Source organism: Paenibacillus sp. FSL L8-0494, assembly GCF_038003695.1.
In the GTDB taxonomy this organism is placed as follows: domain Bacteria; phylum Bacillota; class Bacilli; order Paenibacillales; family Paenibacillaceae; genus Paenibacillus_AQ; species Paenibacillus_AQ odorifer.
Genome location: NZ_JBBOPQ010000001.1, coordinates 3799396 through 3811746 on the forward strand (window position 1 = coordinate 3799396; position 12351 = coordinate 3811746).

The window sequence follows — 12351 nt, forward strand, 5'->3', positions numbered from 1 at the left end:
TCTTTTATTTGCCACGCTTATTATGCCAGATCAATGCATGCAGCTGTGGAAGTACACGAACCTTGTTCATATCCGAATCCACGATTACTTTATTAAACAACCACTCCAGCCTTCCCAGAAGTCGAGCAGAAATGTTGCCCTCTTCCGTGACATCATCATTACCAGGCTGCAGAAAGAGCTGCACATTCGGATATCGCTGGTGAACGTTTTTCGCATAATCAAAATCCTTATCATCAAACACTACGACCTTCAAGCTATGCGTAGAACGACCCAGTTTCTCCATCTTACTCATGATGTTATCTAGCATTTCCCAATTCGTTGTCATTCCTGAGCTTGGAGGTTTAGGACTGATTGTCAGCACATCCACGTCATTGAACCAATCCTGCCATTTACTCCCCTGAGTTTCTATCGCTGCTTTTATTCCACGCTCATGAAGCAGGTTGATGAAGGTACCCATTCCTTCACCAATCAAGGCAGGATTACCGCCTGAAATCGTAACACAGTCGAAATTATCTCCAGCTAACGCCAATAATTCATTTATGATTTCTTCTGCTTCCATCATGCGAACCTTATTCTTAGCCGTACCATCCCAAGTAAAAGCGGAGTCACACCAGCCGCAGCGATAATCGCAGCCATAGGTGCGGACAAACATCGTCTTCACTCCAATTACCGCACCTTCGCCTTGAATAGTTGGACCGAACATTTCAGTTACAGGAATCTTACTCACAGTCACAGCCTCCATACAAACGGTAGGATGGCCCTTCATCCGGAACATCTTCAGCCAGCACCTCTGCCCAAGAGGTTGGAGTCTCCCATAGCTTTACCGAGTATAAAGGCAATCCTGCTTGCTTAAGCTTGTAGGCAATATATGAAGACATATTCTCCACTGTGGTGCGGAAAGACAATAAGGCTACTTTGGAGCCCGTATTCGTTAACGTCTCTAACACAGGTTCATTTCCCATAGCAAGAAAAGCGTGATCTAAACGATCTACAAGGCTTTGTTGTACTGTCATTTTGATATCGCTGAAATCAATGACGAAGCCTTCATCCGAGTGGCCTTCCGCGGCCATAGGTTTGCCCTTAAGCACTACTTCGAGCTTATAAGTATGTCCGTGCAGATTGCTGCATTTCCCTTTGTGTCCCACTAACTGGTGTGCCGCATCGAACGTAAATATTTTGCAGACTGAAACCTCGTTAAGCATTAAGAGCCGGCCTCCATTCTCTCCGCCTCATATTGCTCAAGACCACGCTGACGCAATAGACAGGCTGGACAAGTACCGCAGCCACTGCCAATAATACCGTTGTAACAGGTCAGTGTGTGTTCGCGAACATAATCAAAATACCCCAGTTGATCTGCCATTTTCCACGTTTCTTTTTTATCCAGCCACATTAGGGGAGTGTGGATCGCAAACTCATAGTCCATAGATAAGTTCAGCGTAACATTCAATGATTTCACAAAAACATCACGGCAGTCCGGGTAACCGCTAAAGTCCGTTTGGCAAACCCCAGTGACGATATGGGAGTACCCCAGTTGTTTAGCTAATATTGCGGCAAAAGATAAAAACAACAGATTTCGTCCATCGACGAAAGTACTTGGAAGCTCATCCCCTTCCCCAGCCACGATATCAATATCCTGACGGGTAAGAGCATTGGGTGCCAGCTGATTAAGCAGCCCCAGATCAAGAATATGCTGTTTTACATTAAACTTAGCTGCTATCTCTGTTGCAACTTCGATTTCAGCCGCATGACGTTGATTATAGTTGAAGGTAACTACCTGCACTTCCTCATACTGCTGCAATGCCCAAACCAGGCAAGTGGTGCTATCTTGTCCGCCGCTGAATACGACGAGTGCTTTTTTGTTCATATGAATCTCTCCTTATCACAAGTTGGAATTTAGCGGTTGTCCACTTTTTCTGGATAGAGGTCGTGATTGATTAAGCGGTGTTCCGCCATCGCCTCATACTTCGTACCCGGTCTTCCATAGTTGCAATAAGGATCAATTGAAATGCCTCCGCGCGGAGTGAACTTGCCCCATACCTCAATGTAACGCGGATCCATCAATGAGATCAGATCATTCATAATAATGTTGACACAGTCCTCATGAAAGTCACCATGGTTGCGGAAGCTAAACAGATACAGCTTTAATGATTTGGATTCCACCATTTTTTGTTCAGGAATATACGAAATATACAGCGTGGCAAAATCCGGCTGACCCGTTACAGGACACAAGCTAGTGAACTCAGGGCAGTTGAATTTAACAAAATAATCACGTCCGGGATGTTTGTTATCAAACACCTCCAGAATGTCTGGATCATAACCAAACTTGTACTGTGTTCCCTGATTACCAAGCAAAGTAACTTCTTGCATTTCCTCTTTCAATCTTCCTTCTGACACGACAAAAAACCCCTCTCTTTTCCTTCGGCCTTGGCCGGTAATGGAAAGAAGAACGAGATTTCGAAAACTTGGCTCCACTAAGAAGAAACGGAAGCAACGTCCGGATAAAGGACAGCAACCGCTTGTACTGTTTAATATATTCTTAGTTTTTTATAGAGGGAGTTCGCGAACCTCTCCTGCACAACTTTAGTGCAGACTTCTTCTTAAAGCATAAAGCATATTGCGTCTTGAACTATACCATGGGTAGCCCGCTCCTGACAAGTTCTACTCTTTACTGTTACCTTATACAGATCAGCAAATAACTCCAGATTAACGTGGATAGACCTGCGTATGTAGAGATTAGGAAGCTCAAAACCAATGCCAATTTGATTTTGGATTTCTTTTTAATGACATGAAATATTCATATGATTAATTAAGATGCGGCAAAAAAAAGGATTCAAATCCTAAGAAAAGGGTAACTTATTCATAATAATCTTCGAGCTAAGGGTGGGAGCATTTTATGGAACAAAGTATACAGCAGCTTATGGATTGGCTTAACAATCATTTGAATGAAACAATCGCTATTGAAAAGAAAGAACTTCGTGATTTGGATAAAGTTCATTTCAATTTAGAGTCCGTAGATTTCCGGAGTGCAGACGATGTTATTGATGAATATCTTGGAAGTGCACTGATATTAAGAGGTTTCGGCAGCACACTTAACGCCGATGGTGAACTGGTATCCCTGCCACAATCCACTTATGATTTAGCTGTTGAAGGTCTTCAAATCGTAGACTTAGCCGACCGCAAGGCAGAAATAACTACGGACAGAGCTAATTACACCCTTTCAGTAGATTAAACGAACATGATTATGATAAGCAAAAAGAGCCCACAGCGATTGCGGGCTCTTTTTGCTTATCATTTATTCTTCTCCAATGATCTCCACTTCAGTTTCCAGCTCTACACCGAATTTATCCTTCACAGTCGCTCTTACATGGTGGATTAGCCCGATGTAATCACTGGCTGTTGCATTATCTGCATTCACAATAAATCCCGCATGCTTCTTGGATACCTCAGCACCGCCGATTCTTGTACCCTGTAAGCCGCTCTCTTGAATTAACTGACCTGCAAAACGTCCTGGAGGCCGCTTAAATACACTCCCACAGGATGGATACTCAAGCGGTTGTTTCGATTCACGTAAATAAGTTAGTTCATCCATTTTTGCCTTGATCGTTAAAACATCACCGGAAGTCATAACAAATTTGGCCTCAAGTACAATGTACTCACCGCTTGCGAACACGCTTTTTCTGTAACCCCATTGCAGCTCATCTCCTTGCAGAGTTACCAATTGCCCGTTCTTATTTATAGCTAGTGCACTATGCAGGACATCTTTGATCTCACCGCCATAAGCACCTGCGTTCATATAGAGCGCTCCACCAACTGTTCCTGGAATGCCACAGGCGAACTCAAGACCCGTAAGCTCCTTACCAAGCGCATATCTGGAAACATCAATTATTTTGGCACCACATTGCGCATATAAGAGATTGTCGCGAATCCCCATTTCGGTCAGTCCTGCCGTTTGCAGAACGATCCCACGTACACCTCCATCACGGATAATCACATTGGAGCCATTCCCAAGTACCGTAAGGGTTATCCCATTTTGTTCTGCATATGTAACGATCTTTTGAATTTCATCATAAGTAGCTGGTGCAGCCAAAATATCAGCTTTGCCGCCCATTTTAGTGTACACGTGATCTTTTAAATTCTCATGACTTTTCACTATTCCTGCAGTCATTAGCTGCTCTAGGTCATCTTGAATTTTGTCAATATTCATGTTTTCATGCTCCTTTAACCATGTATAAATGATGGTCCTTGATCTATTTTAAAGAGTTATTATGAAATTGTAGGCAACCACAACTGTAACAACGAACAGGCTCCCTTGTCAATGACGGGAGCCTGTTCGTTGTATGATTTTAGATGATAAAATTACACAGCTTTATAGGCAGCAAGCTCGTAAGGAAGACACAGTGGCACACCCGTACGTGGATCCGGAACGATATCCGCTTCAATTCCAAACACTTCCCGCAATACATCTGGTGTCATAACCTCAGTAGGTGAGCCTTCGCTAACCACAGTACCGGACTTAATCGCTACCATATGCTGCGCATAACGAGTAGCATGATTCAAATCATGCACGACCATGATGATGGTACGACCTTCTTCCTCATTCAGCTTTTGCAATAGCTGAAGAACTTCGAGCTGATGCGCCATATCTAGGAAGGTTGTAGGCTCGTCAAGGAATAAAATATCTGTTTCTTGAGCTAACGCCATAGCGATCCATGCGCGTTGACGTTGTCCACCTGAGAGACGGTCAATAGGGCGATCATGAAAAGATTCCATGCCCGTAACAGAGATGGCGTTGGAGATGATGTTGCGATCCTCAGCGGTCATCGTGCCAAATCCCTTTTGATGAGGGAAACGACCGTAGCTGACCAGCTCAGATACCGTCAGACCGTCAGGAGCCGTTGGGTTCTGCGGTAGAATCGCTAGCTGCCTAGCAACCTCTTTAGTTGAAAAGTTATGGATCGATTTGCCGTCCAGCATTACGGTGCCACTCTTCGGCTTCATAATCCGGGCCATCGTTTTGAGGATTGTAGATTTACCGGAGCCGTTAGCACCTACTAGTGCAGTGATTTTTCCCGTAGGGATAGACAAGTTCAATCCTTTAACTATAGTAGCCTCTGCATACCCAATACTTAATTCTTCTGTATTCAAACGTTCTGACATGATCTACAACTCCCTTAAAAGTTTTATGGAGCTATGCTCCTAAGTATGAACTAATTTACGCTTTAGACTTGGCGAGTAAATATAAAAAGTAAGGTGCGCCAATAATCGCAACCACAATGCCAGTCGGAACTTCCGCAGGTTGCAACACCCATCTGCCGATGGTATCAGCGGTAATCATAAGAAGCGCCCCTGTCAAAGCACTAGCAGGTAATAACACCTGATGACGGGGTCCCACGAGCCTGCGAGCCAGGTGTGGTGCTATCAGGCCGACGAAGCCAATACCTCCGCTTACTGCGACGCAGGAGCCGGCAAGCGCTACGGCTGTTACCAGAAGGAGAATACGTTCCTTCTCCACACGCATTCCTAGACCTAATGAAGTATGGTCCCCTAGATTCAATACATTTAGAACCCGGGCTTTATAGAAGGCGAACGGTAACAGAATCACGATCCAAGGCAGCAAAGCAAGGACGAATCTCCAATCCCCACCCCATATTTTCCCGGCGATCCAAGTAGCTACAAATTGATAATTATTAGGATCAAGCCTAAGTGCCAATACAAGCTGGCAAGCATTGATTCCTGCAGCGACCGCAATCCCGATAAGGATCAGCCTTGTAGGAGACAGACCATCTGCCTTCCGGTAGGCAAGAATATAGATTAAAGCTGCAGTCAGGCCAGCCCCACCAAGCGCTAGGAGAGGCAAGACAAATACCGGAGCTGCTGTTGTAGCCGGAAAGAACGAGATAAAAATGATTACAGCAAAACCTGCACCAGCACTTATCCCCAGCGTAGCCGGTTCAGCAAGTGCATTTCGCGCGAGACTTTGTAGAATACAGCCTGACACTGCAAAGCCCGCTCCAACTAACAATGAAATTACTATGCGGGGTAATCTGAAATCAAATAAAATAAGCTTTTGCTGATGTGTTCCATCACCCAGCAGTGTATGTAATACCTCCAGTGGGGATAGACGCATAAACCCTGTATTCATACTGACTATAAACACCACGACGATCAGTATAGCAAGGAGCGATAACACCGTTATGGTGCGTGTACGGCGTTCTTTTTCATCTGGAGTAAGGGTTATTTTGGGCATTACAGCTCCCCCTTCCGCTTACTCGCTAAATAAATAAAGAAAGGTACGCCGATGATGGCAATTAAGGCTCCTAGCGGTGTCTCATACGGTGCATTTATCATTCTTGCGGCAATATCTGCAAAGATAATCAATAAGCTCCCCAGAACAGCCGAGCAAGGTATAATCCAGCGGTAGTCCACTCCAACGAAATAACGTGTAACATGTGGAATAATTAGTCCTATAAAAGCAATCGGGCCAACCGTTGAAACCGCACTTCCAGCTAAGATAACCACAACAATCATACATGCCAACTGAACTAACCTTGTCCGCTGCCCCAGACCAACCGCAACTTCTCTTCCTAAGCTGAGTAATGTAACGGATCGTGATAACATCATCGCTGCAATTAAGGCTACGGCCACCCAAGGGAATATAATCTTGATCTGAGTCCAGCTAGCTCCCCCCATCCCACCGGCTAACCAGAAGGCTATATCCTGAGATAAGTTGAAAAGAATAGCTACTCCCTGACTAATAGCAACCAATAAAGCACTAACTGCCGAACCTGCTAGTGTCAATCGCAAGGGGGTCAGGCCATTAAAAGAAAGCGAACCGATTCCGAATACGATAAAAGAGGCCACAGCGGCACCGATAAAGCAATACAACATTAGTGAAGTGAATGAGAGTGAGGGTGCAAAAGCAAATACTATTGCCAACGCTACTCCTGCTCCTGCATTCAAGCCTAACAGCCCTGAATCCGCAAGCGGGTTTCTTGTCATCCCCTGCATGATAGCCCCTGCTACTGCGAAGCAAGCACCGACTAAGGCGCCAGCAATAGCACGTGGAAATCGCAGTTCTCTGATCACCTGATGTTTTTGTAAATCTGGATTGAAATGAAATATAGCTTCCCATACTGTAGCTAACTTGATATCTGCCGCACCCACTGAGACCGAAAGTGCCAATCCGAAGGCAATAGCAGCAAGTCCAAAAATAAGAATACCAATGGCAGCTGCCGGTCGGGTATGTAAAGCTTTTTTGGGTTCATTTTTAATACGATTTGCGAAATCTGAGGGTGAAACCATGGGTTGTCTCCTTATTCAATAGTTACAATGGTTTATATGATAACAACAATCATTCTCATTATCGCAAAAAAAATTATGTTGTACAATTGCAGGAACGATTTTTCCGTACTATGGGATTGGTTTATAAAAAAATGGTGCAGATCTTTGTATCCCGAGATACTTGATCTGCACGCCCTTCCCCACCGAAATGATCAGTCTCATTCATGGTGAATTACGACTTTTATTTCACAAGACTTTTTAGCACATCGTCAATGATTTTGCTGCCAGCGTTCGCACCACTGTAAAGCCAGCTGCTTGTTGAGCTCATTTCATGCACATTTCCAGCTTTTACAGCTGGGATACCCTTCCAGATTGCACTATCTAGGATCTCCGAACCCTCAGTCTTATCACTATTTACAAGGAAAATATGATCTGCGGTCAGCTCAGAAAGCTTCTCTAGCGAGATCGGATTCCAAGTTGCTCTTGTTCCTACTGGGATCTCTGTTACTAAGTTAGGCAGCTTTACGCCAAGGTCTGTATATAATACAGCACCACTGCTGCGGGTTTCGTCTACAATATAGAAGTTTTTTTGCACCAACCATAGAATAGCCGCGGACTCTTGTCCAATAGCTCCTGCAAGCTGTTCTTTCGCAGCCGCTGCTTTAACATCATAATCTTTAATGGCTTTTTCTGCTTCAGAGGTTTTGTTCAAAATCTCACCAATCTTGAGCAAAGATTTGCGCCAATCTTGATTTAGTTCATCCCCAATTACATAAGTGGGTGCAATCTTATTCAACTGATCGTAAATCCCGTTCTGAACAGAAGACTCCGATGGGATGATAATAAGATCCGGAGCAAAGCTGGTTACAGCCTCTAACGGAAGATCGTAACTAATTGTAGGAACATCCTTCAATTCAGTGGTCAGATAATCCTGAACGCCATTTGTAACTGACCATTGAGCTACTGGAGTTACACCCAGAGTTACCAATGAGTCTTCCAAATATGAACCCAGGACGCGCTGTGGATTAGCCGGAATCGTTACTTCATGGCCCATTGCATCTGTTAATGTCTTAGGAGCAGCAGGTGCCTCTGTAGATTCTGCTGTAGGAGCTGTTGTAGGCGCTGTTCCTGCATTTGATGAGCTTTCAGCATTATTATTACCACAAGCGGAAAGTAATAGCGTCATCACTATTAGTCCGCTCATTGTCACTTTCATGCTTCCTGATCTTTTTCTGTTAAGCCAAAACATTAAAAACCCTCCTATATGTAACTGCTTTGATATTCAAAGGTGACCTTTACCTCTGCTTCACTTTTAAATGATATTGATTCTCATTCTCTGTGTCAACATATAAATTTCAAATTCTGTGGATTTGCAACAATTTCCTTCATATAAAATACAAAAGAGGTTATATTCCGAACGTTCCGGATATAACCTCATCTTTAATCTTCTACTTATTTATTTAAATGATAAGGGACAGTCGCTACTACAACGTCCTTTTGATTCATTAGATACGAGCGGATTAAAAAGCTGGTCTGATTATGAAGCACGGCTTGCCACCAATGTTTGGTAATAAACTGTGGAATCAGAATCGTGATGTGATCCGTCGCAGCTGTCTTCCACTCAACCGTATCGATAAACTTCACTAACGGACGAATGATACTACGATATCTGGAGCGAAGTACAATCAGGCGTACGCCTGGATTCCATTCCTCCCACCGTTGCTCCATCTTATGAATGTCTTCTTCATCAAAGCCTACATACACAGCAACAACATTATCTGTTAGAGACTTCGCATAGCTGATGGAATGTAATACGGCACGTGTAACCCCTGCAACAGGAACAACTACAGTACTTCCTTTAATTATAGGTTTATCAGTAGCCGGACATATACGCAGTTGATCCGCAGTGTTCAAATAGTGCTTATGAATACGGTGGAACACGAACATTACAGCAGGTAAGAAAATGAATGCCATCCATACGCTCGAGAATTTAGTAATGATAAATATAAGCGTAATCGTCAATGTAGTCAGCATACCGATGGTATTTACAACAAATCTTTTCACCCATCCAGCAGGTCTTGTTTTGATCCAATGCACCATCATCCCCAGTTGGGATAAGGTAAAAGGAATGAACACGCCTACCGCATAAAGTGGAATCAAACCTTCCGTATTCCCATGGAATGCAGCCACAAGTATGATAGACATAACTCCTAGAAAAATAATGCCGTTTGAGAAGCCCAGGCGGTCACCACGGACCATAAATGCGTGTGGCAGATATTTATCTTTTGCAAACATAAAGGCAAGCAGCGGAAACGCTGAATATGCTGTATTAGCTGCCAAGAACAAAATCACTGCTGTAATCCCTTGAATGAAAAAGTACAATCCGCCACGGCCAAAGGTCGATTCAGCGATCTGAGAGACAACCGTAGCCTTTTCATCTGGCACAATACCATACCAATACGCCAGCACAGTGATTCCGGTAAACATAAAGCCAAGGATAAGTCCCATGATCATTAGCGTCTTGGCTGCATTCTTCTCAGCCGGTGCTTTAAAGTTTGGGATCGCATTAGATACGGCCTCAACCCCCGTTAGGGCTGAACAACCAGAGCTAAACGCTTTTAATAGTAGAAACAAACTTACATTAGATACGGCGCTGCCTATTTCAGGAACATTCGCATGCGCGCCACCCATTGCATATTTAACGATACCGGAGATAATCAGAACAACAATCGAAACCACAAACAAATACACTGGAATTGCGATGAACGAAGCCGATTCAGTCACTCCGCGAAGATTAATGATTGTTAATAGAACGATAACAGATACAGCGATGAGAACAGTATGATTATGAAGACTTGGAAAAGCCGATGTGATCGCATCCGTCCCTGCCGAGGCACTAACCGCTACGGTAAGAATGTAATCCACCAATAATGAACCCCCAGCGAGCAGCCCTGTCGGAATACCAAGATTGCTCTTGGCTACGATATAAGCTCCGCCTCCTTGCGGATAAGCAAAAATCGTCTGCCGATAGGATAAAATCAGGATGGCCAGCAGGCCCAATACGGCTAATGCAATTGGCAGGGAATACCAGATGGCAGTAAACCCGGCAGCCACCAGTACAATCAGTATTTGTTCCGTTCCGTAGGCTACAGACGAGAGCGCATCAGAAGACAGGACAGCCAGTGCTTTAACCTTGGATAACTTTTCATGATCGAGTTCATTCGACTTCATCGGACGTCCGATCAATAGTCGTTTTACCTTGCTTACCATGGTGGATACAGTTCCTTTCTTTGGGAGCTGAAACGGAATTTCCGTGCGCTGTTTTCATCGGTGGATTTCATAAATGCAGACACAAAAATAAGCATACGGAAATGATCCGCATGCTTATGCATGGTCATTTTCCCACCTTGCTTACGAGGTTAGCTGGCGGATTCGGGCTGTGGTTATAGCCCTACGGTACAGGTCTGTTCGACCCGGTTCCGATTCACCCCATTGGCATGAATGCCAAGTTTGGTTCCCCCGTTTTTCCTAAGAAAATTCAGCGCATATTCAACTTCTCACAAGGTCTAATATTAGTCTACAAAGTGCCTACAGTAAAGCGTTGAAAAAAATGAAAAAAGAATGAAAAAACATCCAATAAGCTCAAATATAGCGTCTTATTGGATGCTCTCTTTCATTATCTTCAATTATCCCTCTAGCCCGTGATTTTAATACCTTTTCAGCTTTTTTGTAACTTCCAAAGCGAAAACTAAAATCCTAAGCTCTCCTCTGCATCTACTTCAATCATTTCTTCTTCCTTACGTCCATACCAAAGAAGGAGACTAATTAGAGCAAAAGCGATTAAAGCTAACAAAGGAATCGTAATAAATCCGAAGTAGTTCAAGTAATCTTTATTACAAGGAACACCAATTGTACAAGGTAGAACTTTACTTAACGCTGGAATCTTCTGTTCCGCATAATGATAGATTGAGATACTGCCACCAATCAAACTTAATGGAAGCACATAAGGAATGATGCGCTTATCTCCACGGAAAGTGGCAATTCCCAACAAAAATAACTGCGGATACATAAAAATCCGCTGAAACCAGCAAAGCTTACAAGGTTCATATTTCAAGACTTCACTTAAATACAAGCTACCAGCTACAGCAACCAAAGAGACAAACCAGGCCAGATAGAGGCAGTTACGCTTGCAAAAAGATAGGAATTTTGTCACTTTGCCTCCACTGCTTTTGCGGCGGTGTTAATTTCAGATGTAATCGCTTCAATATCGAAAGGTTCAGCCGTTTTCACCCCATTAATGTAGAGCGATGGCGTAGTTGTCACGCCTGCGTCAGTTGCCAACTGAATGTCTTTCTTCAGCTCATCTGCATAAGTTTTCTCTTGGATGTCTTTACGCAACAGATCGTAATCGATCGCTAATTTCTCTTTTTCAGCAAGGCTTATCAAGAAATCCTCAGTGGCCCATTCGTCGCTCTCATCCCCTTGCTGCGCATATACAGCATCATAGAACTTCCAGAATTCATCCTTATTCTGATGGTATACAGACAATGCAGCTAGTGAAGCTGTCTCAGAGTCAGGACCAACGAAAGCCATATTTACAAAGTAAAGAGCTGCTTTTCCCTCGTTGACAAAATCTTGAACAATTTTCGGTTTCATGGAGCCAGCAAACTGGGAACAAGCTGGACATTTGAAATCGCCAAATTCAACAAGCTTAACAGGTGCATCCTCATTACCAATCCTAGGTAGCTCACTGTAATTGAATTCTACCGGTTCTCCTGTAGAGACATTCTTTGCTGCATCTTTCGAAGCTAACATAAACAATCCAACAAAAATGATAACTACTACAGCTATTGAACTAATAACTAAAATTCTCGTTTTCTGCTTCTGTTGCTCCTGTTCTACCCGTCGTTTCTCTTGTTTGCTCAACTGGGGAACATTTGGACTTTTTTTAGGTTTACTCAAGGAGAATTCCTTTCTGTCCTCTAGGGACTAATGTAGTTTTTATCATATACATTTAAAATTATATAATTATTAATCTCTTTTTGGCAAACAGTATAGTCAAAAAAAACA

Annotated in this window: 13 protein-coding genes and 2 riboswitches; of the genes, 1 reads left to right on the top strand and 12 read right to left on the bottom strand. The window is 43.5% G+C overall.

Annotated elements, in window-relative coordinates; all coding sequences use genetic code 11:
* Nucleotides 1-4 precede the first annotated feature (4 nt).
* The 4 genes from queE to queF are packed head-to-tail and all read right to left on the bottom strand — an operon-like array spanning nucleotide 5 to nucleotide 2367.
* Complete coding sequence (gene queE, locus NYE35_RS17270; RefSeq protein ID WP_076316482.1) at nucleotides 5-727, bottom strand: 7-carboxy-7-deazaguanine synthase QueE; 723 nt, start codon at nucleotides 725-727, stop codon at nucleotides 5-7.
* Nucleotides 720-1202 carry a 6-pyruvoyl trahydropterin synthase family protein gene (locus NYE35_RS17275; RefSeq protein ID WP_036687544.1) on the bottom strand — a complete coding sequence of 161 codons (483 nt, stop codon included), beginning with the start codon at nucleotides 1200-1202 and terminating at the stop codon, nucleotides 720-722. The genes queE and NYE35_RS17275 overlap by 8 nt, the downstream gene beginning before the upstream one ends.
* The gene (gene queC, locus NYE35_RS17280) at nucleotides 1202-1864 is read right to left on the bottom strand and encodes a 7-cyano-7-deazaguanine synthase QueC (RefSeq protein WP_036687545.1); all 663 of its coding nucleotides are present in this window, start codon (nucleotides 1862-1864) and stop codon (nucleotides 1202-1204) included. The genes NYE35_RS17275 and queC overlap by 1 nt, the downstream gene beginning before the upstream one ends.
* A 29-nt stretch (nucleotides 1865-1893) precedes the next feature.
* Nucleotides 1894-2367, bottom strand: coding sequence for a preQ(1) synthase (gene queF / locus NYE35_RS17285; RefSeq protein WP_036687775.1), 474 nt, complete (start codon nucleotides 2365-2367; stop codon nucleotides 1894-1896).
* A 163-nt stretch (nucleotides 2368-2530) separates the two neighbouring features.
* Nucleotides 2531-2574: riboswitch (PreQ1 riboswitch) on the bottom strand.
* Nucleotides 2575-2893: 319 nt separating this feature from the next.
* On the opposite strand from queF, the gene NYE35_RS17290 reads away from it, so the two are divergent.
* A complete protein-coding gene (locus NYE35_RS17290) occupies nucleotides 2894-3229 on the top strand; it encodes a hypothetical protein (RefSeq protein WP_036687547.1) in 336 nt (111 codons plus the stop codon).
* A 63-nt stretch (nucleotides 3230-3292) separates the two neighbouring features.
* On the opposite strand, the gene murB is transcribed toward NYE35_RS17290, so the two are convergent.
* The 8 genes from murB to NYE35_RS17330 all read right to left on the bottom strand — a co-directional run bounded on the left by murB (nucleotide 3293) and on the right by NYE35_RS17330 (nucleotide 12243).
* Nucleotides 3293-4204 (bottom strand): UDP-N-acetylmuramate dehydrogenase, encoded by a 912-nt coding sequence (gene murB / locus NYE35_RS17295; protein WP_341121772.1) that lies wholly within the window; start codon nucleotides 4202-4204, stop codon nucleotides 3293-3295.
* Between the two features lie 152 nt (nucleotides 4205-4356).
* Nucleotides 4357-5157, bottom strand: coding sequence for an ABC transporter ATP-binding protein (locus NYE35_RS17300; protein WP_036687549.1), 801 nt, complete (start codon nucleotides 5155-5157; stop codon nucleotides 4357-4359).
* A gap of 55 nt (nucleotides 5158-5212) precedes the next feature.
* Nucleotides 5213-6247: a FecCD family ABC transporter permease gene (locus tag NYE35_RS17305; RefSeq protein WP_076273257.1), complete on the bottom strand. Its 1035-nt coding sequence runs from the start codon at nucleotides 6245-6247 to the stop codon at nucleotides 5213-5215.
* Complete coding sequence (locus tag NYE35_RS17310; protein ID WP_076217749.1) at nucleotides 6247-7302, bottom strand: FecCD family ABC transporter permease; 1056 nt, start codon at nucleotides 7300-7302, stop codon at nucleotides 6247-6249. The genes NYE35_RS17305 and NYE35_RS17310 overlap by 1 nt, the downstream gene beginning before the upstream one ends.
* Before the next feature lie 220 nt (nucleotides 7303-7522).
* On the bottom strand, nucleotides 7523-8530 hold the full coding sequence (locus tag NYE35_RS17315) for an iron-hydroxamate ABC transporter substrate-binding protein (RefSeq protein WP_081384357.1): 1008 nt from the start codon (nucleotides 8528-8530) through the stop codon (nucleotides 7523-7525).
* A 203-nt stretch (nucleotides 8531-8733) separates the two neighbouring features.
* Nucleotides 8734-10551, bottom strand: coding sequence for an APC family permease (locus tag NYE35_RS17320; protein WP_036687552.1), 1818 nt, complete (start codon nucleotides 10549-10551; stop codon nucleotides 8734-8736).
* A gap of 124 nt (nucleotides 10552-10675) precedes the next feature.
* Nucleotides 10676-10835: riboswitch (cyclic di-AMP (ydaO/yuaA leader) on the bottom strand.
* Nucleotides 10836-11029: 194 nt separating this feature from the next.
* Nucleotides 11030-11494, bottom strand: coding sequence for a disulfide oxidoreductase (locus tag NYE35_RS17325; RefSeq protein WP_036687553.1), 465 nt, complete (start codon nucleotides 11492-11494; stop codon nucleotides 11030-11032).
* A complete protein-coding gene (locus NYE35_RS17330; protein ID WP_036687554.1) occupies nucleotides 11491-12243 on the bottom strand; it encodes a DsbA family protein in 753 nt (250 codons plus the stop codon). Before NYE35_RS17330 ends, NYE35_RS17325 begins: the two co-directional genes overlap by 4 nt.
* Nucleotides 12244-12351: the final 108 nt, after the last annotated feature.

Excerpts from the sequence above, each read along its gene's own strand:
- NYE35_RS17275 (WP_036687544.1), bottom strand. The coding sequence starts at position 1,202 with ATGCTTAACGAGGTTTCAGTCTGCAAAATATTTACGTTCGATGCGGCA.
- queC (WP_036687545.1), bottom strand. The coding sequence starts at position 1,864 with ATGAACAAAAAAGCACTCGTCGTATTCAGCGGCGGACAAGATAGCACC.
- queF (WP_036687775.1), bottom strand. The coding sequence starts at position 2,367 with ATGCAAGAAGTTACTTTGCTTGGTAATCAGGGAACACAGTACAAGTTT.
- NYE35_RS17290 (WP_036687547.1), top strand. The coding sequence starts at position 2,894 with ATGGAACAAAGTATACAGCAGCTTATGGATTGGCTTAACAATCATTTG.
- murB (WP_341121772.1), bottom strand. The coding sequence starts at position 4,204 with ATGAATATTGACAAAATTCAAGATGACCTAGAGCAGCTAATGACTGCA.
- NYE35_RS17300 (WP_036687549.1), bottom strand. The coding sequence starts at position 5,157 with ATGTCAGAACGTTTGAATACAGAAGAATTAAGTATTGGGTATGCAGAG.
- NYE35_RS17305 (WP_076273257.1), bottom strand. The coding sequence starts at position 6,247 with ATGCCCAAAATAACCCTTACTCCAGATGAAAAAGAACGCCGTACACGC.
- NYE35_RS17310 (WP_076217749.1), bottom strand. The coding sequence starts at position 7,302 with ATGGTTTCACCCTCAGATTTCGCAAATCGTATTAAAAATGAACCCAAA.
- NYE35_RS17315 (WP_081384357.1), bottom strand. The coding sequence starts at position 8,530 with ATGTTTTGGCTTAACAGAAAAAGATCAGGAAGCATGAAAGTGACAATG.
- NYE35_RS17320 (WP_036687552.1), bottom strand. The coding sequence starts at position 10,551 with ATGGTAAGCAAGGTAAAACGACTATTGATCGGACGTCCGATGAAGTCG.